This window comes from Streptomyces sp. NPDC012835 (assembly GCF_042900885.1).
In the GTDB taxonomy this organism is placed as follows: domain Bacteria; phylum Actinomycetota; class Actinomycetes; order Streptomycetales; family Streptomycetaceae; genus Streptomyces.
This window is the reverse complement of the sequence record NZ_JBIBBW010000003.1, coordinates 147,127-167,416: the sequence shown is the minus strand read 5'-3', so window position 1 is coordinate 167,416 and position 20,290 is coordinate 147,127. Positions and strand designations below refer to the sequence as shown.

General features: G+C 70.7%; 12 protein-coding genes. 10 read left to right on the top strand and 2 right to left on the bottom strand.

Annotated features, from left to right (window positions below):
* Positions 1-25: 25 nt before the first annotated feature.
* Entirely contained in the window at positions 26-3,265 is a 3,240-nt protein-coding gene (locus tag ACFY6S_RS14025) for a tetratricopeptide repeat protein (RefSeq protein ID WP_388815622.1), read from the bottom strand.
* Positions 3,266-3,513: 248 nt separating this feature from the next.
* Here ACFY6S_RS14025 and ACFY6S_RS14020 point away from each other — a divergent pair, with 248 nt between their 5' ends.
* The 10 genes from ACFY6S_RS14020 to ACFY6S_RS13975 all read left to right on the top strand — a co-directional run bounded on the left by ACFY6S_RS14020 (position 3,514) and on the right by ACFY6S_RS13975 (position 18,788).
* Positions 3,514-3,939, top strand: coding sequence for a hypothetical protein (locus ACFY6S_RS14020; RefSeq protein ID WP_388815620.1), 426 nt, complete (start codon positions 3,514-3,516; stop codon positions 3,937-3,939).
* Positions 3,940-3,973: 34 nt separating this feature from the next.
* Positions 3,974-6,313: a hypothetical protein gene (locus tag ACFY6S_RS14015; protein ID WP_388815618.1), complete on the top strand. Its 2,340-nt coding sequence runs from the start codon at positions 3,974-3,976 to the stop codon at positions 6,311-6,313.
* Between the two features lie 18 nt (positions 6,314-6,331).
* Complete coding sequence (locus ACFY6S_RS14010; RefSeq protein ID WP_388815616.1) at positions 6,332-7,006, top strand: hypothetical protein; 675 nt, start codon at positions 6,332-6,334, stop codon at positions 7,004-7,006.
* Between the two features lie 54 nt (positions 7,007-7,060).
* Complete coding sequence (locus ACFY6S_RS14005) at positions 7,061-9,109, top strand: thioredoxin domain-containing protein (RefSeq protein ID WP_388815614.1); 2,049 nt, start codon at positions 7,061-7,063, stop codon at positions 9,107-9,109.
* A gap of 245 nt (positions 9,110-9,354) precedes the next feature.
* Positions 9,355-10,608 (top strand): glycosyltransferase, encoded by a 1,254-nt coding sequence (locus tag ACFY6S_RS14000; protein WP_388815612.1) that lies wholly within the window; start codon positions 9,355-9,357, stop codon positions 10,606-10,608.
* Complete coding sequence (locus ACFY6S_RS13995) at positions 10,605-12,329, top strand: ArnT family glycosyltransferase (protein ID WP_388815610.1); 1,725 nt, start codon at positions 10,605-10,607, stop codon at positions 12,327-12,329. Before ACFY6S_RS14000 ends, ACFY6S_RS13995 begins: the two co-directional genes overlap by 4 nt.
* The gene (locus ACFY6S_RS13990; RefSeq protein WP_388815608.1) at positions 12,326-13,699 is read left to right on the top strand and encodes a glycosyltransferase; all 1,374 of its coding nucleotides are present in this window, start codon (positions 12,326-12,328) and stop codon (positions 13,697-13,699) included. Before ACFY6S_RS13995 ends, ACFY6S_RS13990 begins: the two co-directional genes overlap by 4 nt.
* Positions 13,700-13,851: 152 nt before the next feature.
* A complete protein-coding gene (locus ACFY6S_RS13985; RefSeq protein WP_388817904.1) occupies positions 13,852-16,266 on the top strand; it encodes a galactose oxidase-like domain-containing protein in 2,415 nt (804 codons plus the stop codon).
* A gap of 605 nt (positions 16,267-16,871) precedes the next feature.
* Complete coding sequence (locus ACFY6S_RS13980; RefSeq protein WP_388815606.1) at positions 16,872-18,020, top strand: cytochrome P450; 1,149 nt, start codon at positions 16,872-16,874, stop codon at positions 18,018-18,020.
* 120 nt (positions 18,021-18,140) lie between these two features.
* Positions 18,141-18,788, top strand: coding sequence for an HD domain-containing protein (locus tag ACFY6S_RS13975; RefSeq protein ID WP_388815604.1), 648 nt, complete (start codon positions 18,141-18,143; stop codon positions 18,786-18,788).
* Positions 18,789-19,489: 701 nt separating this feature from the next.
* Here the strand turns inward: ACFY6S_RS13975 and ACFY6S_RS13970 are convergent.
* Complete coding sequence (locus ACFY6S_RS13970) at positions 19,490-20,203, bottom strand: hemolysin III family protein (RefSeq protein ID WP_388815602.1); 714 nt, start codon at positions 20,201-20,203, stop codon at positions 19,490-19,492.
* Positions 20,204-20,290: the final 87 nt, after the last annotated feature.

The window sequence follows — 20,290 nt, the reverse complement described above, 5'->3', positions numbered from 1 at the left end:
CTCAAGCCGGGGTGGCCCCTGCCGCTCAGGCCGGGGCGACCTCCACCGGAACGCCCATCACCTCGCGGGCGTTGCGGTTCGGGACCATGCCCAGATTCCACGCCTGCCAGCCGTCCTCCAGCCGGACCCCGCGGCCCAGCATCACCGCGAAGGTCGCGGCGGACTCGGCGAGCTTGCCGTCGCGCGCCGGGTGACCGGCGCCGGTCAGCTCCGTCAGCTCCTGCTCGGCGACCACCGAGCCGACTTCCGTACCGCCCGCCGAGGCGTACGGCAGCAGCGTGCAGCGCAGGAAGCGCGCCCAGTCGGCGCCGCGACGGTCGTCGTACGAGTCGAAGAGGGCGGCCGCCTCGTCGCACAGGTGCAACGCCTGGCCGGGCCGGTTGTTCCCCGCGTCGACAACCGCCAGCTCAAGGCAGGTCCACGCCTCGCCGTGGGCCACACCGACGCGGTGGAAGTCCGCGCGCGCGTCGACCAGCAGCTGACGGGCGAAGCCCGAGTTGCGCAGATTGCCGGTCTGCGCGGCCCGCTGGTCACGGGTGACCCGGCCCGAGTGGTGGCGGGCGCACGCCAGGCCGTACACATCGCGCATCCGCGAGAACATCGTGCGCGCCCGCTCCAGCTCCCGTACCGCCTGATCGCGGTCGCCGCCCTCCTCCAGCGCCTGCCCCAGGTAGTACAGCGTCCACGCCTCGCCGCGCGCGTCCTCGTTCTCACGATGGCTGGCCAGCGCCTCGCGCAGCTGGTCCACCGCCTGCCCCGGCTCGCCCTCCATCAGCAGCGCGCGGGCCAGCTGGGTCGTCGCCCACGCCTCGCCGCGTCCGTCGTGCGTCCGGCCGTACAGATCGAGCGCCGCGCGCAGCTCGCCCTCGGCGCGGGCCGTGTCGCCCAGGCGCAGGAACAACTGCCCCAGCTGGTAGTGCGACCACGCCTCACCGTGCACGGACTCGCTCTCCCGGTGCAGCGCCAGCGCCGTCGTCAGCAGCGTGAGCGCCTCCGCGACCTGCCCCCGGTCCCGCTCGACCGCCGCCAGGGCGTGCAGGGTCCAGCCCCGGTCCCCGGCCAGTGACGGCTCCTCCTGGAGCGCCAGCGCCTCGCGCAGCTTCGCCGACGCCTCGGTGAGATTGCCCTGGTGGTGCAGCGTGATCCCCAGCGAACACAGCGCGCGGGCCGCCCCCGCGTCGTGCTGCGCCTCCCGGTAGAGGCTCACGACCGACGTCAGGGTCGTCCGCGCCTTGTCCAGCTCGCCGAGCTGCCGCGCCGCGATGCCCGTACGCCACTGGACCGACCGCACCAGCAGCCCCTGGTCCACCGCCTGGGTCAGCTCGCTGATCTCACCGAGCCGGTAGAGGTCGCCGCGCAGCAGGCAGTAGTCGCAGAGCGCCCCCAGCAGATTCAGCACGGCCTCCTGGTCGACACCCTCCGCGTGCCGCAGGGTCGCCGTGATGAAGCTCGACTCGTCGTCCAGCCAGCGCAGCGCCGCGTCCAGCGAGGAGAAACCGTGGCCGCCCGCCGCGCTCCGGAAGAGATCCGCGCGGGTGGAGGTCTTGCCGTCGACCAGCCGGATCACCGAGTCGGCCAGCTCGCCGTAGTTACGGATCAGCCGTTCCTGCGCGGCCGTACGCTCCTCCGGCGGCTCCTCCTCGCGCAGCCGCGCGTGCACGAACGTACGGACGACGTCGTGCAGCCGGTAGCGGCTGCCGCGCACATGGTCGATCAGCCCGGCCCGCGACAGCTCGCTGAGCAGCCGCCCGGCCTCCTGCTCGTCCGTCGCCAGCAGCGCCGCAGCCGCGGCGGCGCCCAGCGAGGCGCGGCCCGCCAGCGCCAGTCGCCGCAGCAACCTGCGGGCCTGGTCGTTCTGGTCGGTGTAGCGCAGCCACAGGGCGCGCTCGACCGGCTCCACCGGACCGTACGCCGCCAGGTCCGCCGCCAGCTGGAGCTCGGTGCGCTCGCCGAGGGAGGAGCCCGCGATGCGCAGCGCGAGCGGCAGCCCGCCGCACAGTTCGCGCACGCTGTCGGCGGACTGGAAGTCGTAGGGGCCGGCCGCCGCCTCGGCGGACTCGCCCGCCGCGATCCGCAGCAGCTCCTCCGAGCCCGCGCCGTCCAGCGCCTCCACCGGCAGCCGGTGCACCCAGGCCGGCACATCCGCCGGCAGCTCCAGCGGGGTGCGCGCCGTCACCAGGACCAGGCTGTCCGAGCGCTCCGGCACCAGCGTCCGTACCTGCTCCGGGTCGGAGGCGTCGTCCAGCACCACCGTCACGGGCAGGCCCGTCAGATGCTGGTGGTACAGCTCGCTCAGCCGCCGCACCTGCTGCGCGGGGGAGGAGCCCTCGCGGAACAGCAGCTGCTCGCGGGGCGCGCCCAGCCGGTTCAGCAGATGCAGCAGCGCGTCCCGGGTCGACAGCGGCGCCTCCAGGCTGCCGCCGCCGCGCAGATCGACCACGCACGCCCCGCGGAACTGGTCCTTGAGCTGGTGCGCCGCCCGTACGGCCAGCTCGGTGCGGCCGGACCCCGGCGCGCCGTGCAGCACCACCACCGTCGGCTTCGTCTCCGTCGAAGCGCGGGCCGCGTGCACCCACTGCGCGATCTGCGCCATCTCCGCGCGCCGCCCGGCGAACGGCCCGTCGGGCTCGGGGAGATGACCGAAGGACTGCTCCAGTACGGTGCGCCGCCTGGCCGCCGCGCTGCGGTCGCCGCCACGCAGCCGGGGCACGGTCGCGGTCTTCTTGGCGGTGCGCTGCGTCGCGGAGGCCAGCACCCGCTGCTGCTCCAGGAACGGCCGGATGCCCTGTACCTCCAGCGCCGTCAGCCACTGGAGCCTCAACTGCTCCGTCCCGCCGGGCTGCCCGGCGGCCCCGGCCCTGCGGTGCGCGGCCGGCCAGTGCGACGCGGTCACCTTGGCGACGGTCGTCGCCGCCCCGGCCACGGCGACGGCGGCCCCGGCGCCCAGCGCGACGCCCGCGGCCGTACCCAGCGCGACATCGGCGCCGACGGCGGCGAGGGCGGCGACCGAGGTGACCAGCGCGGGCGTGCCGATGGACTGTTTGCTGAACCGCCGCGACAGCGGTCGCCGCTCGGCCTCGTCCGCGTCGAGCGCCCGCACATAGGAGGTGTACTCCTCGTCGACGCCGGCGGCCATCGCGTCCAGCGCGTTGCGCCCGCGAGACAGCAGCGCGTTCCCTTCGGTCCGCCCGCCGGAGCGCCGGACTTCTTCCTCCACGGCGCGCACCAACAGCCTCTCGGCCTCGGCCCGGTGGCTTTCCCGCATATGCGTCCCCCTCCGAGAGCATGAGTGAGAGGTCATTGTCCCGGCTCGGGCGCGTGAGCGCGAGGGCGACCGGTAGGACAAGTGGCCCCCGCACAGGCGTTTTCGCTCCGGGCGCCCCGGGAGCGAACCCCCGGTCGGCTACGGACGCGATGCGATCGCATACGGTGGGTCGCCGGTGCCGCCGCGCGTCACCACATGAGTGACCATCCGCCGCCGAGGCGGCCGGCGCACGAACACGAGGGGGACGCATGTCATTTGAAGCTGAATGGTCGGCCCTGGTGGCGGGAGCGGCCGAGCGGTCCCGTACCCGGCTGAACAGCGCGGAGCCCTCGCCCGCGCGGGGCGGTGATGCCGATCTCGTGGTCAGCCGCGACGACTTGGGCGCGATCGGTCATGACGCGTACGTACTGCACAGCAAGCTGTCGCGCGACGGCGACCACGCCCGGCCGTCCACCTTCAACGTCGCGATCTCGCTCACCAACGACGGTTTCACGAGCGGGCCGGCCCTGCTCAAGCTCCACGACCGGTGGAGCACCCAGCACCGCACGCTGCTGGACGCCTGCGCGCAGATCTCCAACCACCTCGACTACAGCAAGGCGTCGCACAAGAAGGACGACGACCGGATCGCGGGAGATCTGACGCGCGTCTCCGTACTCAACGAGTACATCAAGTGACGGACGACCGGGAGCACAGAATGTGGGGCAGCGCGTGCTGACGTACGAGGACATCGTCAACACACCGCTGGGAAAGCTCAAGTCGGCGGCCGACGACTGGTCGGAGATGACCACCAAGCTGGAGAGGCTCACCGACGAGGCACGCGACGGCATGAAGGCGCGGACGGCGAAAGCCGACTGGGAGGGCGTCAACGCCGCGGTCACCAAGCCGTTCATCGGGAAGACCGCGAAGGAGTTCGGCGACGCGGCCCAGGAGGCGAAGGGCGTCGGCCTGCTCCTCGACGACGCCTACAAGGCGTTCAAGAGCGCTCAGGACGAACTGACGGCCATCAGGGACGAGGAAGCCCCCAAGGCGGGAATCCACGTCGACCTCAGGGGAAAGGCGACACCGCGGAACCCGGTCGCCCAGGACGTCAGCGCGCGCACCGATTCCAGCTACCCCGATCTGCTGCGCCAGGAGACGGCGTCCGTCAGGAGCTGGCAGCAGCGGATCGACCGGATCGTCGGGGTCTGCGGCGTCGCCGACGACTCGCTGGAGCGCGCTCTCACCGTCAACGTCTCCGACGACCACAACTTCACGGCACCGAAGTTCCGGAGCCTGGACCAGGTGGCGGCGGACCGCGCCGTCACGATGGCACGCAAGGGACGCGACCTCACGCACGCCGAGTTGCGGGAGCTGAACGAGCTGCTGGGCTACAAGGCCGACTCGCGGGAGTTCGCCACCGCCTTCTACGAGGGGCTCGGCCCCAAGAAGTCACTCGAATTCTTCGGCCTGCTCGCGACCGACGTGTACGAGGGCACGGAGCTCGACAAGCAGCGCCTCAAGGACGTCCAGGCTCTCCAGCAGAACCTCGGGCTCACTCTCGCCGGAGCGTCGCAGGATCCGAACTTCACCGGCACATGGGCTCCCGAGCTGCGCAAGCTCGGCACCCAGCAGATACCGCTCGGGCCGTACGAGACGAGCGGGGTGCCGTACGGCTACCAGCTGTTGGGCGGCATCATGCGGTACGGGAACTACAACGAGAGGTTCCTCAACCCGATCGCCGAGCACGTGGCCCAGCTGCATCAGAAGGACCCGTACCGGTTCGCCGAATCGAAGATGGTGAACGGCCCGTTCGCCAACCGGTTCAACCCGTCGGGGATCAACGGCGCCGGGTATGACCCGATGGTGTCGATGCTGGAGGCTCTGGGGCACAGCCCGGAGGCTTCGAAGAAGTTCTTCTCGGCCGATCCTACGGCGTACAACGAGGACGGGAGCTTGGGGGAGGGGGGTGCCGATCTTGGTAAGGACGGGGACGGCTACCCCGTTCAGAACTACCTCGACTTTTTCACGAAGAGTGACTACAAGTTCTTCCCGGATATGGAGACCACTTATCCCGGGCAAGTTGAGAAGAGTTCCAACTTCCTGCCCGACGCATTGGGGCATGCGCTGGAATCCGCGACACTTGGATATGCGTGGGATGACCCGAATCCGACGCCATCTCGTGACGCGGAAACCTCGGCAATCATGAAGTCTGTTGTTGAAAGGTACGGGGGTGATGCGTCGTTGCTCAAGCGTCAAGAATCCCTGTCGGACAGCTTGGGGCGCATGGGGGCGGGATATGTTGACGACTTGGATTGGGCGCTAGGGAAGACCGGGAACGACAGTCTCTTTGCTCCGAATGTGAATCCCGACAAGCATGTGGCTCTGGAGCGTTCTCAAGTCACTGATTTCCTTACCGCGCTGGGACAGCATCCGGATGCGTACGCAATACTCAGCACGGCTCAGCAGATATACAGCACGAGCATGTTGGAAGCTCAGGTGGATGATACCGGTGTTGTTCACGAGGGACCCGCACGTGCTGTGGTGAAGACTGGTGCCGAGTTCCAGGGAATCCTGGATCAGTCGCGTGCGGATCAGGTGAAGGCCGAGGGGTTGAAGAGGCACGAGGATTACGTCTCTGCCCAGGAGGAAAAGGCGTCATGGATCTCCTACGGAACGAGCACGGCGATCGGGGGAGGAGTGGCGGTAGCCGCCGCTTTCATTCCACCGGCTGCGGTCGCCGCCGGTGCGGCTGCGGTCTTGGTTCCGCTCGCTACCGACGTGGCCTCTAGCCTCCTCCAGCAGGTAGCGTCGAATTCCATTGATGACTGGTCAACCGGTGTCATCAAAGAAGAGGCCAATAAAATTGAGGAGCTGACCGGGGAGCAGCAGAAGCGGATCTATTCTGCGGGCAGAGAGAGCATCGAAGTGCCGGTGGATAAATTCCTGGCCCATCACGGTATCGGGCGCGAGAGTGAATTCGGGCAAGATCTGGATGATTCTCTGTTGGTGGGTTATCTGAATGGTAATTCCCGGGCCAGTCAGCAGGGTAACGGCCCAGAAGTCGGATGATTCGGAAGGTGTGGCGTCGTGCGATTTGGGAAGAAGGCCGCGGTCGGAATTTCTCTGCTGATCATGGGCCTGAGTATTTCCGGGTGCGCAGGTGATGAGGAAGATGAGGCCGGCCCGTTTTCTGCGACTGAGGTCTGTGACGGAGTGCTCTCCGGTGGTAGTGCAGAGGCCGCCGTTTCCCTCGTGGGTTCGAATAATTTCTCTGGTCGCGGACCTGGTGCACTGGATAAGGTCGCCAAGAATCTTGAGCGTTCCTACGGGGAGCCGAGAGGGAAATACGGTGCAGCTTACCTCTGTACCCTCTCTTCGCTTGATGGACCGTATAATCAGATCAAGGTGAAGTTTGCTACGTATCCCTCTGGGGAAGCGGATTCCGACAGGTGGTCAGAACGCGACCATCTGTATGGAATTGGCGAGCGATCATTCGCCAGCTCGGATGGGGCTTCTCTTTTCTTCGAGTGTGTGAGTCATCGTGTCTCCGGTTCGGACAAAGACCCTCTCCGTGTTCTCGGCAGCATGGTCTACTTCAAAAAGCCCGACACCGACTCCCGCGACCGCCGCGAGAACAATCTGACCGTCCTGCACGCCGCCTCCCTCGCCGTGGCCAAGAAGATGGAGTGCGCGGACGACGCCGGGCTCCCGGCGAAGGCCGATCTCCGCGAGCGGAAACCATCCACCGCCCCCGCGCCGTAAGGCGCGAGTAGGCGGTTCGGGGGGTGGCGGGGTTGCTGGGGCAGGATGGGGTGCATGGCGAACCGACTGGCCCATGAGACCTCTCCGTACCTGCTCCAGCATGCCGACAACCCCGTCGACTGGTGGCCCTGGTCGCCCGAGGCGTTCGCGGAGGCCCGGCGGCGGGATGTGCCGGTGTTGCTGAGCGTGGGGTACAGCAGCTGTCATTGGTGTCACGTGATGGCGAGCGAGAGCTTCGAGGACCTCACCACCGCCAAGTACATGAACGCCCACTTCGTCAGCGTCAAGGTGGACCGCGAGGAGCGGCCCGACGTCGATGCCGTGTACATGGAGGCCGTGCAGGCCGCCACCGGGCAGGGCGGGTGGCCCATGACGGTGTTTCTGACGCCCGACGCGGAGCCGTTCTACTTCGGTACGTACTTCCCGCCCGCGCCCCGGCACGGTCTGGCGTCCTTCGCGCAGGTCCTGGAGGGTGTCAGCGCCGCCTGGACCGACCGGCGCGAGGAGGTCGCCGAGGTGGGGGCGCGGATTGTGGGGGAGCTGGCCGGGAGGTCGCTCGCGCACGGCGGGGACGGGGTGCCGGGGGAGGGGGAGACGGCGCAGGCGCTGCTGGCGCTCACGCGGGAGTACGACGCGGGGCACGGCGGGTTCGGCGGGGCGCCGAAGTTCCCGCCGTCCATGGTCGTGGAGTTCCTGCTGCGCCATCACGCGCGCACCGGCTCCGAGGGCGCGCTCCAGATGGCGGCGCACACGTGCGAGGCGATGGCGCGCGGTGGGATGTACGACCAGCTGGGGGGCGGCTTCGCCCGCTATGCGGTCGACCGTGAGTGGACCGTGCCCCATTTCGAAAAAATGTTGTCCGACAACGCCCTTTTGTGCCGGGTGTACGCGCATCTGTGGCGCTCCACCGGTTCCGATCTGGCCCGCCGGGTGGCGCTGGAGACCGCCGACTTCCTGGTGCGTGAACTGCGCACGCCCGAGGGCGGGTTCGCCTCCGCGCTGGACGCCGACAGCGACGACGGGAGCGGGAAGCACGCCGAGGGCGCGTTCTATGTGTGGACGCCGGCCCAACTGCGGGACGTGCTGGGCGAGTCGGACGGGCTGTTCGCCGAGCGGTACTACGGGGTGACGGCGGACGGGACGTTCGAGGAGGGCGCCTCCGTGCTGCAACTCCCCGTCGGGGAAGGGCTGGTGGACGCCGAGCGGGTCGAGTCCGTCCGGCAGCGGCTGTTCGCCGCCCGCGAGCTGCGCCCGCGGCCCGGCCGGGACGACAAGGTCGTGGCCGCCTGGAACGGGCTGGCCATCGCCGCGCTGGCCGAGACCGGGGCGTACTTCGACCGGCCCGATCTGGTGGAGCGGGCCACCGAGGCCGCCGATCTGCTCGTACGGGTGCACCTGGACGACGCCGCGCGTCTCGCCCGTACCTCGAAGGACGGCCGGGCCGGGGCGAACGCCGGGGTGCTGGAGGACTACGGCGATGTAGCGGAGGGGTTCCTCGCGCTCGCGGCGGTCACCGGGGAGGGCGCTTGGCTGGAATTCGCCGGTTTCCTGTTGGACATTGTGCTCGACCAGTTCGTGGCGGAGAGCGGTGGTGCGCTGTTCGATACGGCGCATGACGCCGAACAGTTGATCCGGCGCCCGCAGGACCCGATGGACAACGCCGCCCCGTCCGGCTGGACCGCCGCCGCCGGAGCGCTGCTCTCGTACGCCGCGCACACCGGATCCGAGGCGCACCGGACCGCCGCCGAAGGCGCCCTCGGGGTGGTCAAGGCGCTCGGTCCGCGCGCCCCGCGCTTCATCGGCTGGGGGCTCGCGGTGGCTGAGGCGCTGCTCGACGGGCCGCGCGAGATCGCCGTCGTGGGCCCGGCGGGTGACGCGCGTACGGCGGAGCTGCACCGTACGGCGCTGCTCGCCACCGCGCCCGGCGCCGTGGTCGCCACCGGCGCGCCGGGCGGGTCGCCGGGCGGCGAGGAGTTCCCCTTGCTGACGGACCGTCCGCTCGTGGACGGATCGCCCGCGGCCTATGTCTGCCGGCGTTTTGTCTGCGCCGCTCCGACCACCCAAGTAAGCGAACTAAAGGACGAGTTGAACGTGTTCGAGTAGTTCGAGCGGAAGGTGGCCCGTTTCCGACCGGTCGGGAATCGGCCTGAAACGCGGTATTCACCCAATCGGCCCCCCGCTCGTCACAGGTCCCCCTTATTGTCTTCACGGGATACACAGCGGTGCGTCAGGGCGGGGGCCTCGCGCACCGGTGGGTGATCAGTACCAGGGGGACTCAGCGGGTGAGCCGGCGGCCAGGGGGGCCTTGCCGAGGCCCACCCGGCCCCCGGACGGCCGAGGGGGGCCAAGTGTTCACGTCCGTGTTCATCGCTGCCATTTCACTGGCGCTTTTCTGGATGGCCGCGTTCACGCTCTGGTGGCAGATGCACGCCTGGCGCACACCGGAGACGCTGGCCGCCACCAGGTTCGATCCGCCCGACGGCGGTGTGGAGGGCTCGTTCTCGCTGCTTCTGCCCGCCCGGCACGAGCAGGCCGTACTGGAGCACACCATCGAGCGGCTGCTGGAATCCAGTCACGGCCGATTCGAGATCATCGTCATCGTCGGGCACGACGACCCGGAGACCGCCGAGGTCGCCGAGCGGGCGGCGGCCCGTGACCCCGGCCGGGTCAGGGTCGTGGTCGACACCCACGAGACGAAGAACAAGCCCAAGGCGCTCAACACCGCGCTGCCGCACTGCGGGGGAGACGTCGTCGGTGTCTTCGACGCGGAGGACCAGGTCCACCCCGAGCTGCTGACCCATGTCGACCACGCCTTCCGCTCCACCGGCGCCGATGTGGTCCAGGGCGGCGTCCAGCTGATCAACTTCCACTCCAGCTGGTACAGCCTGCGCAACTGCCTGGAGTACTTCTTCTGGTTCCGCAGCAGGCTCCATCTGCACGCGCAGAAAGGCTTCATCCCGCTCGGCGGCAACACCGTCTTCGTACGGACCGATGTGCTGCGCGAGGCCGGCGGCTGGGACCAGAACTGCCTGGCCGAGGACTGCGACCTGGGCGTACGGCTGTCCAGCGTCGGCAAGAAGGTCGTCGTCGCCTACGACTCCGACATGGTGACCCGCGAGGAGACCCCCGGCACACTGATGTCCCTGCTCAAGCAGCGGACCCGGTGGAACCAGGGCTTCCTCCAGGTCTACCGCAAGCACGACTGGCGCCAGCTGAGCACGCCGGGACAGCGGATGCTCGCGCGCTACACGCTGATGACGCCCTTCCTCCAGGCGTTCACCGGCGTGATCATTCCGCTGAACGTGTGCGTCGCGCTGTTCCTCGACGTACCGGTGGCCATCGCGTTCGTGACCTTTCTGCCCCTGCTCACCGCGCTGGTCACCTTCGTCTTCGAGATCGTCGGGCTGCACGACTTCGGCCGCCAGTACGGACTGCGTGTCCGCCTCTCGCACTACCTCAAGCTCATCGTCGGCGGCCCCTTCTACCAGGTGCTCCTCGCCGGAGCGGCGATCCGCGCCGTCTGGCGCGAGCACCGGGGACGCGGCGACTGGGAGCTGACCAGCCATGTCGGCGCGCATCTCCGAGAGGATGTCCCCGCGTGACCTCCACCCTCCCCGCCGCGACACCGGGCCGGCCCAGAACGGCTGTTCCCGCGCAGCGGAGCGACGGCCCCGGCCGGGAGCCGGGCGCGGCACCGGGCGGCGCCGATCCGGGCGACGGACCGGGCAGGCGGCCGGCCGCGGCCCGGCCCCTCATACGCTTCCGCCGTTCACCCGCCGACCTGATCCTCTGCGGCGTCCTGCTCGTCGCGATCCTCGCCGTCCAGGGCTGGAACATCCAGAACTACCCGACCCTCAGCGACGACGAGGGCACCTACCTCGCCCAGGCGTGGGCCGTCCAGCAGGGCCGGGGACTCGCCCACTACACGTACTGGTACGACCATCCGCCGCTCGGCTGGCTCCAGATCGCCCTGCTCACCTGGGTGCCCTCCCTCTTCGCACCCGACTCGATGACCGTCGCCACCATGCGGGTCGCGATGCTGCTGGTCGGCGCGGTCAGCGCGGTCCTTGTTTACGTCCTGGCCCGGCGGCTGTGGCTGCCGCGCTGGGCCGCCGGGCTCGCGATGGCCCTCTTCGGGCTCTCTCCGCTCTCCGTCGTCCTCCAGCGGGAGATCTTCCTCGACAACATCGCCGTCATGTGGACGCTGCTCGCGTTCTGCCTCGCGGCCTCGCCGAGCCGGCATCTCTGGCACCACTTCGCGGCCGGCGTCGCCGCCGCCGTCGGGGTGCTCACCAAGGAGACGATGCTCGTCGTACTGCCCGCGCTGCTGGTCACGATGTGGCGCCACGGCCACCGCGACACCCGCAAGTTCGCGCTGACCGGCGCGGCCACCGCGTGCGTGCTGATCGGCCTCTCGTATCCGCTGTTCGCCGTGCTCAAGGGCGAGTTGCTGCCCGGCAGCGGCCATGTCTCCCTCTGGGACGGCGTGATGTTCCAGATGAGCCGCCCCGGCTCCGGCTTCGTCCTCGACCCGGGCAGCGGCTCGGCCGGGGTGCTCCGGTCCTGGCTGTACTACGACCGCGTCCTGCCGCTCGGCGGGATCGCCGGGGCCGTCCTGCTGGTGGTGACCCTGCGCTGGTCGGTCACCGCGCGGGCGCTGGCCGGGCCCGCGCTCGCGGTGGTGATCCTCACCGCCGTGGCGATGCGCCCGACCGGCTATCTGCCCGCGATGTACGTCATCCAGGCGCTGCCCTTCCTGGCCCTGGTGCTCGCGGGCGGCGCGGCCTCCGTCACCCACGCGGTCCTGCGCAGGCGCTGGCTGCCGGGGAAGGGCGGGAGGACGACCGGCGTCTTACGGTGGACGGCCCTGGTGGCGCTGGCCGCGACGGCTGCGGTGCTCGTCGTACCGCGCTGGTACGAGGGCAACCGCACCGCCCTGACCGCCGACGACAACGCGTCGTACCGGGCGGCGGCCTCCTGGATGGCGCGGGAGGTCACGGACCCGTCGAAGGCCCGGGTGCTGGTGGACGACGCGCTCTGGCTGGACCTCGTGCACGCGGGGTACGAGCCGGGGCTCGGCGCCATCTGGTTCTACAAGGCGGACCTCGACACGGCCGTCACGAAGACCATGCCGGGAGGCTGGCGCGACCTGGACTACGTCGTCGCCTCTCCGACCGTACGGCGCGACGCGCGCGACCTGCCCAATGTGCGGGCCGCGCTGGACCACTCGACCGCTGTCGCCGTCTTCGGGGACGGTGAGGACCGGATCGAGATCCGGCGGATCGCGGGCGGCGACCGGATCGCGGGAGGCGACGGACGATGAGCATTCTTCCCCCCATCGGAACCGGCGGACACGGGACGCACGGTGAGCGCGGCGAGCCGGGACCGGGCACCGGACGGGATCTGGAGGCGGCGGTCCTGGCCGAGCCCGGAGCCGTCACCGTCATCATCCCGACGTACAACGAGGCGGAAAACATAAGGGAGTTGCTCCGGCAGCTGACCGACGCCGTACCGGCCAGGCTGCCCTGCGAGGTCCTCTTCGTCGACGACTCGACGGACGACACCCCGGCCGTCATCGCCTCCGCAGCGCAGGACTGCCCGTTCCCCGTCGATGTGCTCCACCGTGACGAGCCCGAGGGCGGCCTCGGCGGCGCCGTCGTCGCCGGGCTCAAGGCCGCCGGGTCCGACTGGATCGTCGTCATGGACGCCGACCTCCAGCACCCGCCCGCGCTCGTGCCCGACCTTGTCGCGGCCGGCGAGCGCGCGGGCGCCGACCTCGTCGTCGCCAGCCGGTACATCGACGGCGGCAGCCGGGCGGGGCTGGCGGGCGGCTACCGGATCGCCGTCTCGCGCGGCGCGACCTGGCTGACCAAAGCCCTCTTCCCGCGCAGGCTGCGCGGGATAAGCGACCCGATGAGCGGCTTCTTCGCGATCCGGCGCTCGGCCGTCACCACCGGACCGGGTACGGGAGCCGGAGTCGGAGTCGGTGCGGCGGCCGGTGCGGCGGCCGGGGCCGGGGCCGGGTCGGGGGCCGGGGCGCTGCGTCCCCTCGGCTACAAGATCCTGCTGGAGCTGGCGGTACGCTGCCGGCCCGAACGCCCGGCCGAGGTGCCGTTCGTCTTCCGCGACCGGTTCGCTGGCGAGTCGAAGTCCACGGCGAAGGAGGGCCTGCGCTTCCTGCGCCACCTGGTGGAGCTGCGCACCGCCGCGCCCGCCGCCCGGATGGCCGTCTTCGGACTGATCGGGCTGACCGGCTTCGTACCGAACCTGCTCGCGCTGTACGGGCTGACGGCGGCCGGGATGCACTACCTGCCGGCCGAGGTGCTCGCCAACCAGGCCGGGGTGGTCTGGAACTTCCTGCTGATCGAGACGCTCCTCTTCCGCAGCCGCCGGACGCACCGGCACTGGGCCGACCGGGTGGGCCGGTTCGCGCTGCTGGCCAACGCCGATCTGCTGCTGCGGATTCCGCTGATCGGGCTGTTCGTGGCGTGGCTCGGGATGGGGGTGCTGCCCGCGACGGTGTGCGGGCTGCTGGCGACGTTCGTGCTGCGGTTCGCGGGGACGGAGGCGCTGGTGTATCTGCCGAAGCGGCAGCGGAGGGCGCCGGGCGGCCGGGGCGGTGGGGTGCGCGCGGGGCGACGGGTGACGGGCGACCTCTCGGGGGCCGAGGCGGAGAGCGGGGCCGCCCGGTGAGCCGCCCGACGAGGTTCCTGACGCGCGCGGGCCGCGCCGCCACCGCGCGCGCCGCCGCGCCGCGTGCCGCGCTGCCGGGTGCCGTACCGCCGGGTGCCGTCCCGCCGCGTGCCGCGCGCCGTGGCTCCCGGCGCGCCTCGCGCCGTACCGCCCTGCTCTCCGTCGCCGCGCTCACCTGCGGGCTGCTGCTCGGCGCGCAGCACCCGGCCGCGGCCGGAGTGAACCTGATCAAGAATCCCGGGTTCGAGACCGCCGCCCCGGACGGCGACGGGATGCCGTACTGCTGGGAGCGGTCGGGCTGGGGCGACAACGACTTCACCTTCGCCACCGTCAGCGACGCGCGCACCGGTACGAAGGCACTCCGGGTCGAGCTGACCCGCCGCGCCGAGGGCGACCGCAAGGCGTTGATCACGGAGTCCGCCGCGTGTGCGCCGACGGTGGCGGAGGGATACCAGTACGACCTGTCCCTCTGGTACAAGTCCACCACTCCGGACGCGGCGATCACCCTGTTCCGTCACGACACCACGGCCGGCTGGCAGTACTGGACGGACCTCAAGTCCCTCGACCTGAGCGCCGGTTACCGGCAGGCATCGGTCCGTACCCCCGCCGTACCGCCGGGCACCGACCGGATCAGCTGGGGTGTCTCGGTGTACGGGACGGGCGGTGTGACCACCGACGACTACGCGATGGAGAAGGTCGCACCGCCGCCCGTCGCGCCGGAGTGCACCGGCACCACCCAGGAGTGCGCCGACGGGAAGTGGGAGGTGCTGCCGACCCGCAACCCCGTGCGTTCGATGCACTCGGTGGTGCTCAACAACGGCAAGGTGCTGCTCATCGCCGGGTCCGGCAACGACACCGACATGTTCGAGGCCGGTACGTTCACCTCCGCCGTCTACGACCCGCGCGACGGCTCGTACCGTACGATCCCCACCCCCGACGACATGTTCTGCTCCGGCCATGTCCAGCTCTCCGACGGCCGGGTGCTGGTGATGAGCGGCAACAAGGGCTACCCGTCGGCGGACGGCACGGTCGGCTACCAGGGGTACAAGGACTCGTACCTCTTCGACCCGGCCACCGAGACGTACAGCAGGACCAACGACATGAACGACGGCCACTGGTACCCGTCGGCCACCATCATGGGCAACGGCGATGTCATGTCCTTCGGCGGGCTGCGCGAGGACTCCAGCGGATCGGTGACCGCCGAGCGCTGGTCGGCGGAGCAGGACAAGTGGCTGCCGGCGACACAGGTCAACCAGACCTGGTCGTACTGGGGGCTCTACCCGTCGATGATCCTCATGCAGGACGGCCGGCTGTTCTACTCCGGCAGCCATGTCTTCGGCAACGGCACTCCGGGCACGGGCTCCTCGATCTACGACTACGACGCCAACACCGTGACCGACGTACCGGGGCTCCGCGACAAGGACGAACGCGACCAGTCGGCGAGCGTGCTGCTGCCGCCCGCCCAGGAGCAGCGCGTCCTGACCATCGGCGGCGGCAACATCGACGCGAACCCGGAGGCGAACCGCCTCACGGACCTCATCGACCTCAAGGAGCCCGACCCCCGGTACGTGGCGGGTCCGCCGCTGCCGCAGGGCACCGTGGACCTGGGCGCCGGCCCGCGGCCGCAGACCGGGGACCAGGGCAAGATGTACGGCTCGGCGGTGCTGCTGCCGGACGGCAAGGTGCTGGAGACGGGCGGCGCGCTGCACAACCGGGCCAACCCGGTGTACGAGACGTCGATCTTCGACCCGGTGACGGAGACATTCGACCCGGTGGCCGCGGACCCCGAGGCGCGCGGCTACCACTCGTCGGCGTTCCTGCTGCCGGACGGCCGCGTGATGACGACCGGCGACAACCCGGGCAACGGCTCCTGGAACCACAACGTCTCGCTCTACACCCCGCCGTACCTCCTCAAGGGCGCGCGGCCGGAGATCACCTCGCTCGCGGAGGACCACTGGCTGTACGGCGACACCCAACGCGTCACCGTCGACCGGCCCATCGCCAAGGCCGAGCTGATCCGCCCGGCGGCCGTCACCCACTCCTCCGACCCCAACCAGCGGTACGTGGACCTGCCCCTCTCGGTCGACGGCGACGACGGCCTCACCATCGACCTCAACGTCACCGGCAACCCCAACCTGGCGCCGCCCGGCTGGTACATGCTCTTCGCGGTCGACGCCAACGGCGTTCCCTCGGTGGCGGAATGGGTCCACCTGGGCGGCCCGCCCGCCCTCGCGGACAGGGCGATGGCCTCGGCGCACGTCCACGACTTCGCCGGCGACCTGGAGAAGCCCGCCAAGAAGCCCGCAGGGAAACGGACTTCGGCCCCGGTCACCCCGCAGGTCGCGGGATGCGACCGCCACTACGGCACGGCCGGCGTCTGCGTACCGACGGCGTTCCCCGACACGGTACGGGGCGACACCCCGGCAGCCACCACCAAGGCCCGCTGCGCCTGGCTCGCCGCCCACGACTACGGCCGCCTGAAGGTCAACGGCAAGGACGACCCCCTGCGCCTCGACCCGGACGGGGACGGGGTGGCGTGCGGGACGGGCGGCGCGGGGCGGCGCTGAGACGGCGGCGTATCCGCGTACCGCGGGGGCGGGCGCGCCCGTGGGCGCCGGCGGAGCCCGGTCGTAGCACGTGGCCGTCCTGCCCCGGGCGCACCACCCGTTTTTGGCCGGTTCCGGCAGTGCACCCGGTTCCGCGGCGGGAGTAGCGTCACGGGTCAGTACAGCCAGTGGGCGCCCTTGCCGCCGGCCCCGGGTCACCGGGGTGCCGGCCACGCACGGCGGGTGCGGCGGCAGGAGGCGGGATGCCGTATCGGGCGGCACGACCCCGGCGCACCGGCCGGCAAGGAGGACGACGATGTCGTGGGTGACCAGTGGCCTTCGGGCGCTCAGCGGTGAGATGCGTGCGCGGTGGCACGGGTACTTCGTCGGCTACGGGCGGCAGGACTGACGCTCGGCAGCCGGCATCCGACCGATCAGGAGGACAGCCGTCATGGCATGGATCATCAGGCGCCTTCGGGCGCTCAGCGGTGAGGCGCGTACGCGCCGCAACCAGTACGGCGACAGATACGGGCGCAGCTCCTGACGTCCTCTCCGTAAGGGAACGGGACGAACGGCCCGGACCGCCGGGGCTCCCGCTTCTCCCTCCGTCAGACGGGCGGACGACCGTGTTCCTGGACAGGAAGAGTCTGTGGCCGCACCTGCGGCGCTGGGAGGAGCGGGCCGCGGACCGCGACGGTCCGTTCAGGCTCCGCTTCGGCACCCTCTTCGTGGCCGACGCCGACGCGGCCCGGGACATACTCGTCGACTCGGCCGGCGACTACCTGTCCCAGTCCGGGTTCTTCCGCCTCGGGCCGGAATCCCTGCCCCCGGCGGTCCGCGGCGAAGCCTCCCGCGAGCTGCTCAGGGCGCTGGCCCGGCACGACCTCCCGGCGTCGTTCGACCTCGACTCCGCGCTCGGTGAGGTGAGGGACGGCCGCGGCCGCCTGCGGCACCAGCGCTGGGGCGTCGAGCTGGTCCGGCGGTACTTCGCCCCCGTCATCGCCCACCGGAGTCATACCGGGATCAACGCCCTCGTCGACGCCTATGTGACGTCGAGCGTCGTCGCCGACGACATCGTCGGCCATGTGCTGAGACGGTCGCACCGTACGGTGCCCGCCATACGGGCCGGGCTCGCCGACCAACTCGGCCGATTGCCGGCGCGGGAGGGCGGCACGCGGGACCTGGTCGACCTGGTGCTCGGCCTGCCCGGAGAGCTGTCCCCGGGCGACCGCGCTCAGTTGCTGCAACGCCTCGTCCTGTCCACGGTCGGTTTCACCGGTGTGGCTCTCGAATGGGTGGTGATGCTCGGCGTCCAGCACGGCTACGACACCCCGGACGTGCGGCAGGAGCAGGTCCATCGGCTGGTCAGGGAGGTGCTGCGGCTGTATCCGACCGCGTGGCGCCTGATCAGGGTGGCCGCCGCCGACCACGACATCGCCGGCGTCCAGGTCCACGAGGGCGAGCACGTCCTGATCGGCACGCACGCGATCCACCGGTCGGCGGCCGTGTGGGACAGGCCGCTGGACTTCCGCCCCTCGCGCTGGGAGCAGCCGACCGACGACCAGCGGCGCTCCTACCTCCCCTTCGGCAAGGGCGACGGCATGTGCCCGGCGAACGGTTTCGCCGTCAAGGCTCTCGAACACCTCGGCCACCTCATCCTCCGCACCCACCGGGGACACGTACGGCTGCGCACCCGCAAGCCCCACGTCCGCACTCTCCTGGCCCCACCCGCCGGCTGGACCCGCCTCGTCCCCGCCCCGGCACCCGAACGCTGAACAGACCCGCTGTCGGTTATACGGCCGTACAGCCGTGGCGGTGTGATCCGGTGCTGCGGAGACTGGCGGTGCCGCCGGAGCGACCGGCGGAACGAGGGACCGAGGGACCAGGTGATTTCGATGGCGGACGACTCCTCCGTACCGGCCGGGGTGCGTGTACCGGACACGAGGCTCGCGCGGGAGACGACCGAGCTCGTTCGGGACAGCACCAGTGAACTGATCTACCACCACTCACGCCGTGTCTACTTCTTCGGCAGCCTCCAGGGAGCCAACCGGGGCCTCAGCGTCGACCCCGAGCTGCTCTATGTCGCGGCGATGTTCCACGACCTGGGCCTGAACGAACCCTTTCACGGCAGTGGGCGACGCTTCGAGGTGGACAGTGCCGACGAAGCCCGGCGCTTTTTGCAGGCACGTCAGGTGCCGGAGGACAGTGTGCGACGGGTGTGGACCGCCATCGCCCTGCACACCACCCCGGGCATCCCCGAATTCATGGAGCCGGAGGTGGCGTTGGTGACCGCGGGGGTGGAGTACGACGTTCTCGGCATCGGCTACCACGACCTCGACGAGGCGGACCGCGCCGCGGTCGTCGCCGCTCACCCGCGGCCCGGCTTCAAGCAGCGCATCCTGGACGCCTTCACCGAAGGGATCCGTTCCAAGCCGCAGACCACGTTCGGCAACGTCAAGGCCGATGTGCTGGCGCACTATGTGCCCGGCTTCGAGCGCGGGGACTTCGTACGCACCATCCTGGACTCCCCGTGGGCCGAGTAGCCCCTCCCGCACGCCGGCGAGCCGGCGAGCCAAGGGGGCGTGGCAGGTGCGGGTGGGGCGGCAGGTACGGGTGGGGCGGGTGGGGCGGAGAACGAGCCCCCTCCCGTCCCCGCCCGCTCCCGTCCCCGCCCGTCCCCGCCCGCTCCCGTCCCCGCCCTCTCCCGCCCCCGCCCTCCCCGCCAACGCGTGACGGGCGTGCGCGTGGCGGGCGTCAGCGTGACGGGCGTGCGCGGGCGATGAGCCCTGTACGCCCCGGCGTGCACTCCCGCGCAGGGGACGCCCTCTTGATTTGCCCGCACGACATGTGACGATGTGTGGTCAAGAGGCGGACAATCCGTGAAGGCGTGCCCGTGCGGAGGGAGGCCGGGATGGGGAATGTCATCCACGCGCTGGTCGTGGTCGTGGCGGCGCTGTGCGTCGCGGGATTCATGGTGGGTGGTGAGCCGGCGGTCGGGGCCGTGGTCGTCCTGGTGGTCGCGGCCGGGACCTGGCGGGTGGCCCTGGCGTCACGGCCACGGACGAGGCCGCGGCTGCGCTCGCCTGACTGGCGAGGCAACCGCGGCCGGGGGAGCGGCGGGAGCCGTGAGAGCTGTGGAAGCCATGGGGACAGCGGGGCCGAAGCGGGCCACGGGCGGGAGGCGGCTCGTGCCGACCGTACGGACCCGGACCCGGCTCCGGGTGTCTCGGGTGCCTCGGGTGCCTCAGGAGTGCTGATAGGCCACCAGCGAGATCCCGACGAAGTGCACGACGAAAGCGGCCAGGGTGAAGGAGTGGAAGACCTCGTGGAAACCGAACCACCGAGGTGACGGGTTGGGGCGCTTGAGGCCGTAGATCACGCCCCCCGCGCTGTAGAGCAGTCCGCCGACGACCACCAGCACGAGCACGGCGATCCCGCCGGTGCGCATGAAGTCGGGGAGGAAGAAGACGGCCGCCCAGCCCATCGCTATGTAGCAGGGCGTGTAGAGCCAGCGGGGGGCGCCCACCCAGAAGACCCGGAAGGCGATCCCGGCCACCGCCGCCGCCCACACGGCCCACAGCAGCGTGCGGCCGGTCGAGGCGGGGAGCAGCAGCATGGTCAGCGGGGTGTAGGTGCCCGCGATGATCAGGAAGATATTGGCGTGGTCGAGCCGGCGCAGCACGGCCTCGCCGCGCGGGCCCCAGTTGCCCCGGTGGTAGATGGCGCTGACGCCGAAGAGCAGACAGGCCGTCAGCACATAGATCCCGCAGGCGATCCTCGCGCGGGTGGAGTCCGTCAGGATGATCAGGGCCAGCCCGGCGACCAGTACGGCGGGGAACATGCCCGCGTGGAGCCAGCCGCGCAGCTTCGGCTTGACCGGGCTCGGCAGCTGGATCTCGACCGGCCCCCCTTCGGACTGCGGGGCGTTCGCGGGCGATTCGGACGCGGCAGGGTTCATACGCTCATGCTACCTACGGGTCCGTAGGTTACGTATCGGTACGGCGGGTTGTGGCCACGCCGGGCGCAAGGTCGGGCGCCAGGCCGG

What these genes read in the sequence shown, in the direction of transcription:
- ACFY6S_RS14025 (WP_388815622.1), bottom strand. Translation starts at nt 3,265, where the DNA reads ATGCGGGAAAGCCACCGGGCCGAGGCCGAGAGGCTGTTGGTGCGCGCC.
- ACFY6S_RS14020 (WP_388815620.1), top strand. Translation starts at nt 3,514, where the DNA reads ATGTCATTTGAAGCTGAATGGTCGGCCCTGGTGGCGGGAGCGGCCGAG.
- ACFY6S_RS14005 (WP_388815614.1), top strand. Translation starts at nt 7,061, where the DNA reads ATGGCGAACCGACTGGCCCATGAGACCTCTCCGTACCTGCTCCAGCAT.
- ACFY6S_RS13990 (WP_388815608.1), top strand. Translation starts at nt 12,326, where the DNA reads ATGAGCATTCTTCCCCCCATCGGAACCGGCGGACACGGGACGCACGGT.
- ACFY6S_RS13975 (WP_388815604.1), top strand. Translation starts at nt 18,141, where the DNA reads ATGGCGGACGACTCCTCCGTACCGGCCGGGGTGCGTGTACCGGACACG.
- ACFY6S_RS13970 (WP_388815602.1), bottom strand. Translation starts at nt 20,203, where the DNA reads ATGAACCCTGCCGCGTCCGAATCGCCCGCGAACGCCCCGCAGTCCGAA.